The sequence below is a fragment of the Dyadobacter psychrophilus genome (assembly GCF_900167945.1).
GTDB classification, from domain to species: Bacteria; Bacteroidota; Bacteroidia; order Cytophagales; family Spirosomataceae; genus Dyadobacter; species Dyadobacter psychrophilus.
In genome coordinates, this window is the sequence record NZ_FUZA01000005.1 from 311699 (window position 1) to 328600 (window position 16902).

Consider the following 16902-nt stretch of genomic DNA (forward strand, 5'->3'; position numbering starts at 1 on the left):
CGCCGTTAACTCGTTCGCAACAATCTGCGAAATTACAGATTGTTTGGGTTTCCTTCAAAAACAAATGAATAACTTTCCAATGTCCTGGAACACAAGTACAACCGCCATCAGAACCCAACAACGGCCCGAACATCCCTACTTTGGCAAAGCGTATGATTTCATGCAATCGTGGCTGAATGGCGCGCAAACATTCACATTGCAAACATCCGGCTCAACCGGCGATCCCAAGCCTATTGAAGTCCAAAGAAGTCAGCTGGTCAGCAGTGCGCGAATGACCGGCAAGGCGCTTGATCTGGGAAAAGGAACGCGCGCGCTGGTTTGTCTGAATGTACATTATATAGCGGGGTTAATGATGCTTGTTCGTGGGATGGAGCTGGATTGGAAAATGACGATCATCGAGCCGTCGGCCAACCCGCTGCTTGATATTGAGGAAAATGCAATGTTCGATTTTGCTGCATTAGTGCCATTGCAATTGCTTGCTATTCTTGAAAATCCAAAAACGAAACATCAGGTTAACGGGTTAGGGAAAGTTCTGCTCGGTGGCGCACCAGTTAATGTCTCTTTGCAAAAGGAAATTGAGAGACAAAGCATTCCGGTTTACCAGAGTTACGGCATGACTGAAACCGTTTCGCACATTGCGTTGCGCAGGTTGAACGGAGAAAATATTTCGGAAGATTACCACTTCCTGCCGAACATTAATTTTGGTACGGACGAGCGCGGCTGTCTGCACATTTCCGGCCCGGTTACTAATGGGCAGGTTGTTCAGACGAATGATCTGGTTGAGATTTCAGGAAACACATTTAAATGGATCGGACGCGCTGACAATGTGATCAATTCGGGCGGTGTGAAGATTGTCTTGGACAAAGTGGACACCAATGTTGGAGAGGTTTTTTATGATTTGAAAGTCACAAATGCGTTTTTTAATTGGTATATTTCTGATGAAAAATTAGGTCAGAAATTGGTTTTGGTGGTTGAAGGAACTGCAAATGCTTCTTTGGCTGAGGAAATAATTACGGAAATTAGAAAACGCCTTTCCGCCTATGAAATGCCGAAACATGTTTACTTTGTGCAGCATTTTAGTAAAACCACCACGGACAAGGTCGACAAGCGGCGCACAGTCCAACAACTTTTAGCATCTCAAAATGGATAAAAATATTCAGATCCCAGGTTACTATATCATCCGTTTTCAAACGGCATCCGTCGTTCCGGCACCCTATTCGCATTTTTATACATTGAAACTGGACATTGCGTCCAAAGACCAGCTGACGGTTGATTTCGACATTAAATATCTGGATCGCGATGAACTGGATGAGGATGATCTGCTGGACGAAGGTTTTTCGCCGGACGATGATTACGCATGGAAAGGCAGTGTTCCTGCGATCTGGATCGATCAGTTTCAGGACATTATGGCTTCGTCCAAGATCATTAGAAAACGGGAAGAGAGTGAATTTGAGGACTTTATAGAAATTGAACTGGATGAGAATGGTAAAATGGTGACCATTTATCCGGTTGATAAGGAACGCTGGTCGTATTTCTTACAGGAATTTATGCAGGCCGTTTTCGAAGCGGGTGGGAGAGAGAAGCCGTTTGAGCTTACTTTTCTGGAAATTGACGATGAAAAACAGAAGCAATTGGATTTACGGGCATCTTTCGCGGAAAAGTCGTTTACGGTTGTGAAGGACAAGGCCCAGGCCCGGAAACTGGAATGGTCACAGCTGCAAAAAATCATGGATACGGTTTACAAAGCCGAATTTGTGCCGGATAATGCTTCGGATAAGAAGCCTTCGAAAAAGGGAAAATACATTACTGCCGGAGACGGACTTTGGTATCAGATGGGCGTAGCGATCCTCGAAACGACGAATAAAAGCCGTGATCTGGAAAAAATTGAAGCATTGTTCAATGCTTTGTCCAAATAATTAAGATCTGTATTGGTTCAGTTCCTGCTGCAATTCATCCACCAGCAGGCTGACCCTTTCCAATGAAGGCTGGGGCGTAGGCAGTTGCAGACTCACAAAGGCCTTCACTTCCCAAACTTCCTGCACATCCTGCAAGGGAACTTCAAGCTCTTCCACATCGGCTACATCGGAGGTTAGCAGCAAAATGCCGGAGGTTTTAACCTGGTTAAATGCGGTTCTGTACACGAAACCGTGACCGCGCAGCACGAAAATATACTGCATGCCATCCTTAATGTCGTACCAGTTCCGCACAAATGTTCCAACAAGGATCGAGCCTGGATATGCGAAATCAGAACCGCTTTCAAATGCACGGTAATAACCCATTGGCAGGTTAGGGAGCTGGAAAACGGGTAATTGATTCAGATAACCCGGATTCTGGAAATTAGCCAGATATTCAGCTTGTAAGTTTTTCGCAACCCATTGAATAGTAGGGTAGTTAACCACCTTTTCTTCAACCTGGGCATTAAACTGACTGCCCTGGAATTGATTGTTAAAAACCGGCAACTGAGCATCCGGGCGAACATTAACCGGGGGATTTTGTATCAAAGGCTGATTCTGCGCAACCGGCTGATTTTGGAAAATGGGCTGGGCAGGTGCAATTGGCTGCGCAACTGGCACGGGCTGGCTTTGCGGCTCACCATTCACCGGTTTGAAATTAACCTGCTTGGAAACCATCCTGATCTCAGGCTCCTGCTGCTGGTATTTTTCAATGATCTTAGACAAAGGCTGCGGCTCTGAAAAGGCCGGAATGCGCGTCTGCGCAGGCGTAGGGACATTACCGGAATGCGAAACCGTCATAGGACGACCAGCATTCATAGGCAAAGACATATCCGGCGTTTCCCGTAATTTTCTGAGGTCATTTTTGAGCAGATTGTCTACCGTAATGCCAAATGCCGCCGCCATATTTTTCAAATTGGTCAGATTGGGATTCGCACGGGCTTCTTCGTAAGCGCCAAGCAATGAGCGCTTTATCGCGATCTTTCTAGCAAATTGCTCTTGGGTCAGGCCGTTGAGCCTTCTGAGATATTTGATGTTATTGCTTACGATGCTCATTGTAAAATGCCTTTAAGGTTATTGGTAAATCTCCTTCTTCGCAGCTTTGAACGTGTTGGTTAACAACCCGCATATGGTCATCAACCCAACGCCTCCCGGAACGGGCGTAATGTAACTTGCTTTGGGGGCAACGTCATTGAAGTTAACGTCCCCCTTGATGGCAAAACCGCTTTTCTTGGTTTCATCCACAACCCTTGTAATGCCTACGTCAATCACCACTGCTCCTTCTTTAACGTAATCAGCGGTCACAAATTCTGGCCTGCCCAGTGCAACGATCAAAATATCGGCAGTTTGGCAGATTTCTTTCAGATTTTGCGTTTTTGAATGCGTAATGGTCACGGTGCAATTGCCAGGATATTCGTTGCGTTGCATCAATATGCTCATCGGCAGGCCCACGATCTGGCTACGGCCGATTACTACGCAATGTTTGCCGCTGGTTTCAATTTTGGCACGAATGAGCATTTCCAGAATACCGAATGGCGTTGCCGAAATGTAGGCAGGAAGTCCTTTGCACATTTTACCCACATTCACCGGGTGAAAACCATCCACATCTTTGGCTGGACTGACGGCTTCCATAATGGTGTTTTCAGAAATATGCTTAGGCAAAGGAAGCTGCACAATGAATCCGTCCACGTCGGCATCGTTATTTAATCCTTCCACCGCTTCCAGAAGTTCTTTTTCACTTATTTCAGGTCCGAACCTCAATAATGTCGAGGTGAACCCAATTTCTTCGCAGCTCCTGATTTTGGAAGCAACATATGTCTCACTTGCACCGTCCGCACCCACAAGGATTGCCGCTAAATGGGGCTTTTTGCCGCCATTGGCGATCCACGCTTCCACTTCGTTTTTTATTTCAAACTTAATTTGGGATGAAATTGCTTTCCCGTCTAGTAACTGCATTATTTATTAGTAATATTTTTGATAAGAATTTCCATTCCAGTTGTTGCCTTTTCCTGAATGAATGTCATATTGGATTTCAGGCTGATATCCGGTTTTGCAGGATCAATAATGTAAATGGGTTTGCCTGCACCAACGTAATGCACGAGTCCCGCGGCTGGATAAACGGCCAGTGAAGTGCCTACGACGACGAAAATGTCAGCTTCTTCAGTCACTTCCATTGCGATTTCCATCATCGGCACTTCCTCGCCAAACCACACAATGTGCGGCCTTAACTGACTTCCCAGCTCACAAAGATCACCCGTTTTTAGCTCCCAGGACGACATTTCGTAAACAAGGTCCGGGTTTTTCGTGCTTCGGGATTTGAAAAGTTCGCCATGCAAATGGATCACATTCGAAGATCCGGCGATTTCATGCAGATTATCAACATTTTGCGTAATAATGGTTACATCGAAATCTTTTTCCAGCTCCACGAGTGCGTAGTGTGCCGCGTTGGGTTTCACGGTTGCGGCCTGCTTTCTGCGCTGATTATAAAAGTCCAGAACAAGTTCCTGATTGCGCTGCCAGGCTTCAGGCGTGGCTACGTCTTCAATGCGAAAATTGTCCCACAAGCCTCCGTTGTCGCGGAATGTACTGATCCCGCTTTCGGCGCTGATCCCCGCGCCCGACAGCACTACAAGTTTTTTCATGATTTAGATTTCTAGTGTGTAACTGATTTATTTTTAGCTTTTCTTCGCTGCTTTTGGTGCCGCTGCTTTTTTTGCGGCTGGCTTTTTGGCTGCCGGCTTCTTAGCTGCCGGTTTTTTCTCCGTTACCTTTTTTTCTGCCGGTGCTTTTACAGCTGCTGCTTTTGCTGCTGGTTTTTTCCCAAATCTTCCTGCTGGTTTGTCCGGCGTTTCAGCCGCCAGTTTCACCACTTCTTCATATGTCAAGGAAGCGGGCTCTGTGCCTTTCGGAATTTTCACATTCTTTTTTCCAAAAGCAATGTAAGGCCCGTATTTACCATTAAGCACCTTTGCATCAGGATCTTCGCTGAACTCCTTAATGGTTCTGTTGCTGTCCTGTAAGCGTTTTTCAGTGATAATTTCAATCAACCGGTCTTCGGTGACTGCCATTGGATCATCTGTTCTGGCCAGTGAATAATATTTGCCGTCGTGCTTCACATAAGGGCCAAATTTTCCAATGTTCACGATCAGCTCTTTATCTTCAAACAAACCAACTTCACGCGGCAATTTGAAAAGTTCAAAGGCTTCTTCCAGCGTAATGTTTTCCATCAGCTGGCCCTTCATTAAGCTTGCGAATTTTGGTTTTTCTTCATCTTCCGCGTCACCGATCTGTACATAAGGGCCATATTTGCCGATTCTCACGGACACTTTCTTACCCGTTGCTGGATCTTCACCCAAATCACGTGAGGTGAGACTGCGATCAATTGCTTCTTCATTCGCCTCAGTAACCTTCTTTTGAAATGGCGTATAAAAGTTTTTGATCATTTGGCGCCATTCGAGCTGGCCGTCCGCAATGTTGTCAAAATCCTTTTCGACATTCGCCGTGAAAGAGTAATCGATGATGTCGTTGAAATGGCTTACCAGGAAGTCATTAACAACCATTCCGGTGCTGGTAGGGAAAAGTTTTGCCTTTTCTGAACCATATATTTCCTTGTTAACCTTACCATTAATCTGATCGTTGGCCAACGTCAGTTCCTTAAACTCACGTTCAGTTCCCTGACGGTCTTCCTTTACAATGTATTCGCGCCTTAATATGGTAGAGATCGTGGGTGCGTATGTGGATGGACGTCCGATGCCCATTTCTTCCAGTTTTTTCACCAAACTGGCTTCCGTATAGCGGGGCGGGTTTCTGGTAAAACGCTCCGTCGCCTTCATAACGGCAAGATTAAGGACCTGGTTAATGTTCAATGGAGGAAGCATTCCTTTTTGCTCTTCGTCGCCCTCGTCATCACTGGATTCCAGGTATACTTTCAGGAAACCTTCAAATTTGATCACCTCACCCTGCGCCACAAGTTCCTCCGAAGCGGTGGATATAGCAATGGTTGCCGTTGTGCGTTCTAACTGTGCGTCAGACATTTGTGAGGCAATAGCGCGTTTCCAGATCAGCTCATACAAGCGCTGCTCGTTACGGTCGCTGCTGCCATTCAATGTTGAAAAATCCGTTGGCCGGATGGCTTCGTGCGCTTCTTGTGCAGACTCTGATTTGGTCTTAAATATTCTTTTATTATAGTAGTCCTGTCCGTATTCATTCGTGATCTGAACCCTTGCTTTTTCCAATGCTTCCTCCGACAAATTCGTGGAGTCCGTTCTCATATAGGAAATCTTACCTGCTTCGTAAAGGCGCTGTGCGACCGTCATGGTTTGCGCTACGGAAAAGCTCAGTTTTCTGGATGCTTCCTGTTGTAATGTAGAAGTTGTGAATGGCGGTGCTGGTGTTTTTTTAGCTGGTTTAACTTCAAGACTTTTGATAGAAAATTGTGCGCCGACGCATTTTTCAAGAAATTTCATGGCATCATCTTCCTGCGCAAAATTCTTGGCGAGTTCAGCATTTAATACTTTACCATTTCCAAGATCAAATTGCGCGGTAACCTTGAAGCTGCTTTTGCTTTTGAACGCATCAATTTCCCTTTCTCTTTCTACAATAATCCGGACTGCAACGGATTGCACACGGCCTGCCGAAAGGTTGGATTTTCCAATTCGTATTTTTTTCCAAAGCACGGGAGAAAGCTCATAACCTACGAGCCTGTCGAGAATCCGGCGTGCCTGCTGCGCGTCTACAAGGTCTACATCTATTATACGCGGCTTGGAAATCGCATTTTGTAAAGCGGTTTTCGTAATCTCCCGGAACACAATTCGTTTGGTGTCGTCGGGTAATCCCAAGGCTTCTTTCAAGTGCCACGAAATCGCCTCTCCTTCGCGGTCATCATCCGTTGCGAGCCATACTTCTGCACCTTTCGCCAGTTTTTTAAGCTCGGATATCACCTTTACTTTGTCAGCTGAAATTTCATAAGAAGGCTGGAAACCATGCTCTACATCCACGCCCATATCATGTTCCGGAAGGTCACGAACGTGGCCGAAACTTGACTTGACGGTGAAATCTGCTCCTAAATAACTTTCAATGGTTTTGGCCTTCGCCGGTGACTCTACGATCACCAGATTTTTTGACATAACTTTCGATTTAAGGGATCTTGTCGCACTTTGAATGTCCAAATATAGGGTACAATCCTACAAAAAATCAAAGCGCCGCCGAAAAGGTAGCTTAAAATCGCCGATAATGCGACAGCGCTGGTTCGGCGTTTTTGAAATAATTTCTCAAATGTATTGGCTGCAAGAACAAAAAGAATCAGGGCAAGGTTATCTAAATGCGTCCTTAGTATATAATGATGCTAAATAAAAGCGAAATGCGGCACAGTTGCCTCCGTATATGCCGTAATTTTGTATTTTCGCGTGTTTTATTGACAACAAATCTTCCACATAATAGAGGCTTATATTGAATATTTCACTATGAACATTTATAAGGATTACATTAAGGAAATTGAAGAAAGAGAAACCCAGGGACTTCACCCAAAGCCAATTGACGGCGCTGAATTACTGGGCGAAATAATCGCTCAAATCAAAGATTCTGAAAACGAATATCGCGAAGACTCTCTCAAATTTTTCATTTACAATACATTGCCTGGCACTACCAGTGCTGCCGGTGCGAAAGCCAGATTTCTGAAAGAGATCATTCTTGGCGAATCCATCGTGCTGGAAATAACGCCCGCTTTTGCTTTGGAGCTCTTGTCCCATATGAAGGGTGGTCCTTCCATCGGGGTATTGCTCGATCTTGCATTAGGTGAGGATTATTCGGTTGCAAAACAGGCTGCCGACGTGCTGAAAACGCAGGTTTATCTGTACGATGCAGACACAGACCGGCTGAAAGAAGCATTTAAAAACGGTAACGTGATCGCAAGGGAAATCCTTGAAAGTTACGCACGTGGCGAATTCTTTACAAAACTGCCGGAAATACCCGAAGAAATTAAGATTGTAACATTCATTGCCGGCGAAGGTGATATTTCAACGGATTTGCTCTCTCCTGGTAACCAGGCCCATTCCCGGTCTGACCGTGAATTGCATGGTCAGTGCATGATCACGACTACGGCACAGAAGCAAATCAAAGCATTGCAGGAGGAACATCCTGACAAAAGTGTGATGCTTATTGCGGAGAAAGGTACGATGGGCGTGGGTTCATCGCGGATGTCAGGTGTGAACAACGTGGCGCTTTGGACGGGTAAACAGGCAAGTCCGTATATTCCTTACGTTAACATCGCGCCGATCGTGGGCGGAACAAATGGTATCTCCCCGATTTTCCTTACTACGGTAGACGTTACGGGCGGGATTGGAATAGATTTGAAAAACTGGGTGAAGAAGGTGGATGAAAACGGTAATGTTGTCCGCAATGAAAGTGGTGACCCTGTTTTGGAAGAGGTTTACTCGGTTGCTACGGGCACTGTTTTGACCATTAATACAAAAACCAAGAAGCTTTACAACGGCGACCAGGAACTGATCGACATTTCCAAGGCGCTTACTCCTCAGAAAAAAGAATTTATCAGGGCCGGCGGATCGTACGCCATTGTGTTTGGTAAAAAAATCCAGACAGTTGCGGCAAAGATTTTAGGCATCGAGCCTACGCTTGTTTTTGCACCGTCGAAAGAAATTTCCAATGAAGGGCAAGGTCTTACAGCAGTTGAAAAAATCTTCAATAGAAATGCTGTTGGAACAACGCCTGGTAAAGTTTTACATGCCGGTTCAGACGTTCGTGTTGAGGTTAATATCGTTGGTTCGCAAGATACAACGGGGCTTATGACCGCTCAGGAACTGGAATCAATGGCTGCGACAACGATTTCACCGATTGTTGACGGTGCTTATCAGTCGGGTTGTCACACGGCATCGGTTTGGGACAAAAAAGCGCAGGCTAACATTCCGAAACTGATGAAGTTCATGAATGATTTCGGATTGATCACCGCGCGTGACCCGAAAGGCGAATATCATTCAATGACGGACGTTATCCATAAAGTGCTTAATGATATTACGATTGACGAATGGGCGATCATTATCGGTGGCGACTCCCATACAAGAATGTCTAAGGGTGTTGCATTTGGTGCAGACTCAGGAACAGTTGCGATTGCACTGGCGACGGGTGAAGTTTCTATGCCGATCCCTGAATCAGTGAAAGTAACGTTCAAGGGCGACATGAAAGAGCACATGGATTTCCGTGACGTGGTTCATGCTACGCAAGCACAAATGTTGCAGAAATTCGGTGGTGAGAACGTATTCCAGGGCAGGATCATTGAAGTGCATCTCGGAACATTACCAGCCGACCAGGCATTTACTTTCACAGACTGGACAGCGGAAATGAAAGCGAAAGCTTCTATCTGTATTTCAGAAGATGATACATTGATCGAATCACTGGAAATTGCGAAAAACAGGATCCAGATCATGATCGATAAAGGAATGGAGAATCACAAACAGGTTCTTCAGGGATTGATCAATAAAGCTGATAAGCGCATTGCTGAAATCAAATCAGGCGAAAAACCTGCTTTGGTGCCGGATGCAAATGCGAAATACTATGCAGAGGTTGTCATTGACCTGGATGCGATAGTTGAACCAATGATTGCGGATCCGGATGTTAATAATAAAGAAGTTTCCAAGCGTTATACCCACGATACGATCCGCCCGCTCTCTTTCTATGGAGAGGACAAGAAAGTGGATCTTGGCTTTGTCGGCTCGTGCATGGTTCATAAAGGTGATTTGAAGATTGTTTCTCAAATGCTCCGGAATTTGGAGGAACAAAAAGGTAAGGTTGAATTCTTTGCTCCGCTGGTTGTGGCAGCGCCTACTTATAACATTATAGAAGAGCTGAAAAAAGAAGGTGACTGGGATGTGTTGCAGAAATACTCAGGTTTTGAATTTGATGATAACGCACCAAAAGTAGCGGCGCGTACGGAATACGAAAATATGATGTATCTGGAACGGCCTGGCTGTAACCTTTGCATGGGTAATCAGGAAAAGGCTGCCAAAGGAGATACAGTTCTGGCGACGTCGACCCGTCTTTTTCAGGGAAGGGTTGTTGAGGATTCGGAGCGTAAGAAAGGAGAGTCTTTGCTGGCATCCACACCGGTTGTTGTTTTGTCTGCGATCCTTGGGCGAATTCCTAATCTCGAAGAATACAAAGCAGCTGTGGTAGGCATTGATCTGACCAAGTTTGCACCTCCTGTTAAACAATTGGCCAGATAGTCATTACTGGCACAGTTGTTGCCGCGTGTGAATGTATTTGCATAAATTATAATTACTATGGCTTTTGACTTAGACATGATTAAGGGTGTTTACGCCCGCATGCAGGAAAGGGTAGAAGCTGCTCGTAAAATCGGAGGGCGGCCCTTAACCCTGGCAGAAAAGATTCTATACTCCCATTTGTGGGAAGGAACACCTACCCAGGTCTACGAACGTGGCAAGTCTTATGTGGACTTTGCGCCCGACCGTGTGGCTATGCAGGATGCAACGGCACAGATGGCCCTTTTGCAATTTATGCAGGCGGGCAGGCCACAAGTTGCAGTTCCTTCCACGGTGCACTGCGATCACCTGATCCAGGCGGAAGTGGGTGCGGCGCAGGATTTGAAAAATGCTGTTGACAAGAATAAAGAGGTTTACGACTTCCTCTCTTCTGTTTCTAATAAATATGGCTTAGGCTTCTGGAGAGCAGGAGCCGGGATCATTCACCAGGTTGTGCTTGAAAACTATGCGTTTCCGGGCGGGATGATGATCGGAACCGATTCACACACGCCTAATGCTGGTGGTTTGGGAATGATCGCGATTGGTGTGGGCGGTGCTGATGCAAGTGATGTAATGTCAGGATTGGCCTGGGAGCTTAAAATGCCTCGTCTGATCGGTGTTAAGTTGACTGGAAAACTGAGCGGATGGACTGCTGCGAAGGATGTTATTCTTTGGGTTGCAGGACAGTTGACAGTAAAAGGTGGAACAGGATATGTTGTTGAATACTTTGGAGATGGTGCAGAAAGCATTTCAGCAACGGGTAAGGCAACAATCTGTAATATGGGTGCCGAGATCGGCGCTACAACTTCCATTTTTGCCTATGATGCAAGGAGTGCTGCCTATTTGAGAGCGACCGAGCGTGCTGACATCGCGGATGCCGCCGACGCCGTTAAAGAATATCTGCGTTCTGATGAAGAAGTTTATGCAGATCCCGCAACCTATTTTGATCAACTGATCGAACTGGATCTTTCTACATTAGAGCCACATGTAAACGGACCATTTACGCCGGATCTGGCTTGGCCACTTTCTAAATTCGCTACGGCGGTGAGAGAAAATGGCTGGCCGGAAGTGCTTTCGGTAGGTCTGATTGGTTCTTGCACCAATTCAAGTTATGAAGATGTGAGCCGTGCCGCGTCACTGGCGCAGCAGGCTGTTGATAAAAAACTGACTGTAAGTTCAGAGTATACCATTACACCAGGTTCCGAACTCGTTCGCTATACGGTGGAGCGCGATGGTTATCTGGATACATTTGCACAAATCGGCGGTGTTGTTCTGGCTAATGCTTGCGGGCCTTGTATCGGTCAGTGGGCTCGTCATGGAGCTGAAAAAGGAGAGAAGAATTCAATCATCACATCATTTAACCGTAACTTCTCGAAACGCGCGGATGGTAACCCCAACACGCACTCGTTTGTAGCTTCTCCGGAAATCGTAACGGCTTTGGCAATTGCCGGCCGCCTTACATTTGACCCGCGTACAGACAAGCTTGTGAATTCCGAAGGCATTGAAGTAATGCTGGACGAACCAAGTGGTTTGGAACAGCCAATCAGAGGATATGCAGTAGAAGATGCTGGTTACCAAGCCCCTGCGGAAGATCCGAGCCAGGTTCAGGTTTTGGTAAGTCCAACTTCGGATCGCTTGCAATTACTCGAACCATTTGCTGAGTGGGAAGGAACAGATCTGAAAGGTTTGAAGCTTCTTATTAAAGCAAAAGGAAAATGTACGACTGACCATATTTCAATGGCTGGTCCCTGGTTGAAATACCGCGGACACCTTGATAATATTTCCAACAACATGTTGATCGGTGCGGTTAACTACTATAATGAGAAAACCAACACCATTAAAAATCAACTGACAAATCAATACGCGGAAGTTCCTGCGGTGCAGCGTGATTACAAAGCGCACGGCATCGGAACAATTGTAGTAGGTGATGAAAACTACGGAGAAGGATCATCCCGCGAACATGCAGCGATGGAGCCACGTTTCCTGGGTGTTCGGGCGATTTTAACAAAATCATTTGCGCGTATCCATGAAACCAACCTGAAAAAGCAGGGAATGCTTGCGTTGACATTTGCCAACACAGCTGACTACGACAAAATTCAGGAGGACGATTCAATCGACATTGTTGGTCTTGAAACATTTGCAGAAGGTCAGCCGCTAACAATCGTTTTGCACCACGCGGATGGCACAAACGAAGAGTTTCCGGTGAACCATACTTACAATGAGCAGCAGATCGAGTGGTTCAAGGCAGGTTCTGCATTGAACATCATCCGCAAGTCAGTTGCAGCAGCGTAATCGCAGCGCGATGAAATATCGGTAGCAAGAAGAATATGACAATGCTGGATTAAAATCCCGGAGGGATGTAACGACATGCTCGTCGTCACATCCCTCCGGGATTTTCCGTTATGATATGCTGATAACAATCGACTACCAATGTTGAATCCCTCCGGGATTTTAGCCTAGAATTCTTGCCTTTTGCCGTGTATATGACTGAATAAAAAATATGAACATTCCCGTTATGATCGAAACGTCAGCCATATTGAAGATGCCGGTTTGGAAAAAGCCCAAATTGATATGCAGAAAATCGGTTACTGATCCGTGAACGAGACGGTCATAAATGTTGCCGATGCCGCCGCCAATCGCAAAGCTAAGCGACAGTGCACTCAAGAGCGTGAGATTCTTCTTCATTAATATATAAGCGACGCCAAAGAACAGGGCTATCAGTGGAATAACAGATAATAAGAGCACCTTTAATGTATGCGGAAGACCACTGCCGATGCTCAGAAACGCGCCCGTATTTTCTACATAAGTTATCGTCACAACGTCTTCGATAACGCTGATTGTCTGATAGAAACCAACGTTTTTTCGAACAACGTCCTTTGATATCTGGTCACATCCAATATTGGCAATGAGTATCAAAAAAATAGCGATGTTCCTGGCCAGCCGATCCGATTTTATTTCAAACATTTATTTTGACAAAGATTTAATGGGTGCAACTTTCACTTCCTTAAACTCAACTTCCGACCCTTCCGCCTGCAAAGCAATTTGCCCTTTCTGCGCCGTTGCATTATAACCATAATTGACCATTACCCCGTTCAGCCATACCTTAATTGAATTCTTTACACATTCGATCGTCATCGAATTCCACTCGCCCAGCGGCTTTTCGGTTCCGTCTGTCAGATTGGGAACTCTTCTCAGTTTGTCACCATTAACGCCCCATTTTTCTTTTGGGCCGCGTCTTTTTTCCATATCCGGCACTGTAATATCTTCTTGAATACACCAAAAATCGCCGGCATTCTGGTTCATCATTTGCACTTCAATGGATTTAGGGAACATTTCATAAAGTGCCCTGGGCGTAGAAACGAACACGAGCGCACCACAATTGCCCGGCTTACCTGCGAAGCGATATTGGAAAGTAAAACGGAAATTCTCATACTGATCATCTGTGATCAAATGTCCCCCCGGTGTTCCTAAGCTTACTAACAGACCATTGCGCACAATGAATGGCGTTTTTAATGCTGGATTTTTATCCATATCCGGGACGTCAATATGCCATCCTTTTAAGTCTTTCCCATTGAAAAGCGATTTTGTCTGGCCGTTTGAAAGGTGTGAAATGGTTAGCAAAAGGATGCATAGAGGCAAAAGTATTTGTTTCATTAATAAGGTTATTTCAGGTTTGATTATCATTTAGAACGGAAAAATTAAGCATTTATCGGCTGAGTGCAATCTCCCCCGTATTAAATGTAGAAGATTAAGATTAAATTGTCTGCTTCCATTCCGAATCATCACTGCTATGAAAAAACTTTTTTACTTCTGCGTATTTCAATTTTTTGGTTGCTACGCTTCTGCGCAGAAAATTAACTACGAAGTCTCTTTTCCCAATCTCGTCCACCACGAAGCAAATATAACTGTCTCAGTAAATGGGGCGCCGCAGAAGGAATTGACCTTTCGCATGAGCCGGTCGTCGCCGGGGCGCTACGCCACGCATGAGTATGGAAAGAACATTTATGATGTGAAAGCCTTTGACAAGTCGGGGCAGGAAATTGCGGTGCAGCGTATTGACGGTGATGTTTACAAGGTTTCTGGACTTAATGGTTTTGTAAAAGTGCAATACACGCTCTACGCCAATCACGCCGACGGGACTTATGCTGGTTTGGACCAAAACAGCATTCACTTAAACGCTCCCGCCACTTTTATGTGGGTAAGGGAATTGCAAAAAGCGCCTATTGAAGTAAAATTTGATTTACCAAAGAATGACAACTGGACCATTGCCACCCAACTCAAGCCTGGGATACAGCCGAACACATTCAGCGCGGCGGACCTCCAATATTTTATGGACTCGCCAATTAAAATCGGCAAGCTTACCATTAAGGAGTGGACATTGAATAATCCGGATAAGAAAACTGCCAAATTCAGACTAGCGCTTGAAGTGAGCGGAAGCGACTCGTTAGCAAATGGTTTTGCAGCCAAAGTGAAGCGGATAACCCAGGAAAGCCAAATGGTTTATGGAGAACTTCCGGCATTTGATTTTGGTCAGTATACATTTCTGGCCAGCATTAATCCTTATGTAAGAGGCGACGGGATGGAGCACCGCAACAGCACAATGATCGCTCTTCCGGTTGCATTCAATGGCGGTAACGAGTTGTTGGGTGTATTTTCCCATGAATTTTTCCACGCATGGAATGTTGAGCGCATTAGGCCTAAAACCCTTGAACCATTCGATTTCGAGAAAAGCAACATGAGTTTTGAGCTTTGGTTTGCGGAGGGTTTTACACAATATTATGGCGATTTGATTTTAGCGCGGGCGGGTTTCATGTCGCCCGAGGAATACTGTCAGGAGTTGAGTTTTTTGGTCAATACCAAAGAAAATACAGCGGGCGCCAAGCGAATTTCGCCGGTTCAGGCCAGTAACAATGCGGTTTTCGTGGATGCTGGCGTATCGATCGACAAAACCAATTATCCGAACATTTACACTTCCTACTATCCGTACGGCGCTTCAATTGCCCTTGCGCTCGATTTGCAGCTGCGAACACGCGGGCTGACGTTGGATGGATATATGCAGGCCGTTTGGCAGAAACACGGAAAGTCGGAAGTGCCCTATCGGGTGAGTGACTTGCTGGACGTGCTGGCTGCGTACAGTAAAGACAAGGCTTTTGCAGCAGGCTTTTTTGCAAAATATATCAATGGTCATGAATCCTTTGACTACGCACCTTTGCTGCAAATGGCCGGGCTGACATTAAAAAAGCAGTTCGCAGGCAAAGCATGGATAGGAGACGTTCGTTATAAAGAAGGAACTGATCTTATTATTTTAACCAACACCATTATTGATTCTCCATTGTACATTGCGGGACTGGACATTGACGACCATATCTTGAAACTGGATGGAAAAGCGGTGGCCACGCAAGCTGAGTTAACAGCTATTCTGAATGCGCACAAGCCCGGTGAGCAAATTGACGTCGAGTACCGCCATCGCGAAGAAACAAAAATCGGTATGCTGATCCTGAAAGAGAATCCAGGATGGATTGTTGGGTTGAACGAAAATGCAAACCTGCCAGTGACGGAGGAAATGGAAAAGTTTCGCATGGATTGGCTTGGGAGTAAGATAAAGTAGCAATTTTAAGGTTGTATAATGCAAAAAGCCGGAGCTTAGCTCCGGCTTTTCCGCTTTCAAACGGTCTTATTACTGAGTAATCAGCAACTTTTTCGTTTCTGTCGCTGTGCCGTTTTTAATTTGAAGCAAATAAATGCCGGCCGGGGCATTAGGCAACTTGATTTTCTCATGATGCGCTCCGGATCCTTTCACTTGTGAACTATGCCAAACCCTGCCGCGAATGTCAGTAACCGTAATGGTTCCTTCCGCTCCATTGGAAAGGCTGAACTTCGCATTGAATTCGCCTGGCGCTGGATTGGGGAATATGTTCAATTGTTCATCCGGTCCGGTAATGTTAAACACCGCTTCCGGCGCGCCTAACCTCGCATTGCTTCCAGAGCTTGTTATGCAAATCTTATCCTGTCTCACACTTGGCCCACTCAATCCCTGAATGCGTACGGTGTTATTGCCCGCTGCAAGTGTAACATTGATAGTCTCTTCGCGGAACACGATATTCCAGGTGTAAGTGGCCTGTAAGTTCATAGAAGCAACGGCAGTGGAGCCATTCACAGAAATCATAATGTTAGGGTTCGAGCTTGCGGAATAACGCAGTTTAAGCTGGTAAACTCCCGCACTCGGAACGCCGTTGACTGCATAATCAACATAATGGTTGTAGTTAGCCTTGTCACCGCGCGTGCTGCCATTGGAAGCGTTCGGGTCGCCAGTGATGGGGCCGCTTCCGCTCTGGTTTTCAGATTCCAGGCAGAGGCTGAAATCACCACCAACCGGCGGATTGCAATTGGTAATGTTCAAAGTTACCGTTGCTGTTTTGTCAACGCATCCGCTTTTGGACGCTTTTACGGTGTAAGTATAAGATCCGTTTGCTCCCGGAGCCGTGATATTGATCGAGCTTCCCGTCTGGTTAATGCCATTTCCGGTCCATGTGTACGTAACGCCTGCGCAATCCGCTCCTGTGCAGCCTGATGATAAGGTGACATTTGCAGAGCAGGCCGGACTTGTGTTGGAAGCATTGGCTGTAATGTCGAAAGCGCAACTCGGCTGCGAATTGGCGACCTGGATCGTAACGTTGATA

Annotated in this window: 12 protein-coding genes; 5 read left to right on the top strand and 7 right to left on the bottom strand. The window is 45.8% G+C overall.

The genetic code is table 11. The features are described 5' to 3' along the window. The first annotated feature begins 79 nt into the window (after positions 1 to 79). Both B5X68_RS19290 and B5X68_RS19295 read left to right on the top strand, forming a co-directional pair. Positions 80 to 1150: an AMP-binding protein gene (locus B5X68_RS19290; RefSeq protein WP_082216554.1), complete on the top strand. Its 1071-nt coding sequence runs from the start codon at positions 80 to 82 to the stop codon at positions 1148 to 1150. Next, positions 1143 to 1916, top strand: coding sequence for a hypothetical protein (locus B5X68_RS19295; RefSeq protein WP_082216400.1), 774 nt, complete (start codon positions 1143 to 1145; stop codon positions 1914 to 1916). Before B5X68_RS19290 ends, B5X68_RS19295 begins: the two co-directional genes overlap by 8 nt. Here the strand turns inward: B5X68_RS19295 and B5X68_RS19300 are convergent, their stop codons facing one another. Genes B5X68_RS19300 through topA form a run of 4 tightly spaced genes read right to left on the bottom strand, consistent with a single transcriptional unit; the run spans position 1917 to position 7078 of the window. Beyond that, entirely contained in the window at positions 1917 to 3008 is a 1092-nt protein-coding gene (locus B5X68_RS19300; protein ID WP_082216401.1) for a helix-turn-helix transcriptional regulator, read from the bottom strand. It abuts the gene before it with no gap. A gap of 18 nt (positions 3009 to 3026) precedes the next feature. Further along, positions 3027 to 3908, bottom strand: coding sequence for a bifunctional 5,10-methylenetetrahydrofolate dehydrogenase/5,10-methenyltetrahydrofolate cyclohydrolase (locus B5X68_RS19305; RefSeq protein WP_082216402.1), 882 nt, complete (start codon positions 3906 to 3908; stop codon positions 3027 to 3029). Next, positions 3908 to 4594, bottom strand: coding sequence for an SIR2 family NAD-dependent protein deacylase (locus tag B5X68_RS19310; protein WP_082216403.1), 687 nt, complete (start codon positions 4592 to 4594; stop codon positions 3908 to 3910). Before B5X68_RS19310 ends, B5X68_RS19305 begins: the two co-directional genes overlap by 1 nt. A 33-nt stretch (positions 4595 to 4627) precedes the next feature. After that, entirely contained in the window at positions 4628 to 7078 is a 2451-nt protein-coding gene (gene topA, locus B5X68_RS19315; protein WP_082216404.1) for a type I DNA topoisomerase, read from the bottom strand. 336 nt (positions 7079 to 7414) lie between these two features. On the opposite strand from topA, the gene B5X68_RS19320 reads away from it, so the two are divergent. Together B5X68_RS19320 and B5X68_RS19325 are read left to right on the top strand one after the other, a co-directional pair. Then, positions 7415 to 10186 (top strand): bifunctional aconitate hydratase 2/2-methylisocitrate dehydratase, encoded by a 2772-nt coding sequence (locus tag B5X68_RS19320; RefSeq protein WP_082216405.1) that lies wholly within the window; start codon positions 7415 to 7417, stop codon positions 10184 to 10186. A 57-nt stretch (positions 10187 to 10243) separates the two neighbouring features. Beyond that, positions 10244 to 12514 (top strand): aconitate hydratase, encoded by a 2271-nt coding sequence (locus B5X68_RS19325; protein WP_082216406.1) that lies wholly within the window; start codon positions 10244 to 10246, stop codon positions 12512 to 12514. Positions 12515 to 12673: 159 nt separating this feature from the next. Here the strand turns inward: B5X68_RS19325 and lspA are convergent, their stop codons facing one another. After that, positions 12674 to 13186, bottom strand: a complete 513-nt coding sequence (lspA, locus tag B5X68_RS19330; protein WP_082216407.1) for a signal peptidase II — start codon at positions 13184 to 13186, stop codon at positions 12674 to 12676. Beyond that, entirely contained in the window at positions 13187 to 13876 is a 690-nt protein-coding gene (locus B5X68_RS19335; RefSeq protein ID WP_082216555.1) for a 3-keto-disaccharide hydrolase, read from the bottom strand. A 136-nt stretch (positions 13877 to 14012) separates the two neighbouring features. Here B5X68_RS19335 and B5X68_RS19340 point away from each other — a divergent pair, with 136 nt between their 5' ends. Continuing rightward, positions 14013 to 15830 carry a M61 family metallopeptidase gene (locus tag B5X68_RS19340; RefSeq protein ID WP_082216408.1) on the top strand — a complete coding sequence of 606 codons (1818 nt, stop codon included), beginning with the start codon at positions 14013 to 14015 and terminating at the stop codon, positions 15828 to 15830. Positions 15831 to 15899: 69 nt separating this feature from the next. On the opposite strand, the gene B5X68_RS28965 is transcribed toward B5X68_RS19340, so the two are convergent. Then, the coding region (locus tag B5X68_RS28965; RefSeq protein WP_170916690.1) for a T9SS type A sorting domain-containing protein at positions 15900 to 16902 on the bottom strand (1003 nt) is incomplete at its 5' end.

Coding starts and splice junctions, on each gene's coding strand:
- B5X68_RS19290 (WP_082216554.1), top strand. CDS start 80: ATGTCCTGGAACACAAGTACAACCGCCATCAGAACCCAACAACGGCCC.
- B5X68_RS19295 (WP_082216400.1), top strand. CDS start 1,143: ATGGATAAAAATATTCAGATCCCAGGTTACTATATCATCCGTTTTCAA.
- B5X68_RS19300 (WP_082216401.1), bottom strand. CDS start 3,008: ATGAGCATCGTAAGCAATAACATCAAATATCTCAGAAGGCTCAACGGC.
- B5X68_RS19305 (WP_082216402.1), bottom strand. CDS start 3,908: ATGCAGTTACTAGACGGGAAAGCAATTTCATCCCAAATTAAGTTTGAA.
- B5X68_RS19310 (WP_082216403.1), bottom strand. CDS start 4,594: ATGAAAAAACTTGTAGTGCTGTCGGGCGCGGGGATCAGCGCCGAAAGC.
- topA (WP_082216404.1), bottom strand. CDS start 7,078: ATGTCAAAAAATCTGGTGATCGTAGAGTCACCGGCGAAGGCCAAAACC.
- B5X68_RS19320 (WP_082216405.1), top strand. CDS start 7,415: ATGAACATTTATAAGGATTACATTAAGGAAATTGAAGAAAGAGAAACC.
- B5X68_RS19325 (WP_082216406.1), top strand. CDS start 10,244: ATGGCTTTTGACTTAGACATGATTAAGGGTGTTTACGCCCGCATGCAG.
- lspA (WP_082216407.1), bottom strand. CDS start 13,186: ATGTTTGAAATAAAATCGGATCGGCTGGCCAGGAACATCGCTATTTTT.
- B5X68_RS19335 (WP_082216555.1), bottom strand. CDS start 13,876: ATGAAACAAATACTTTTGCCTCTATGCATCCTTTTGCTAACCATTTCA.
- B5X68_RS19340 (WP_082216408.1), top strand. CDS start 14,013: ATGAAAAAACTTTTTTACTTCTGCGTATTTCAATTTTTTGGTTGCTAC.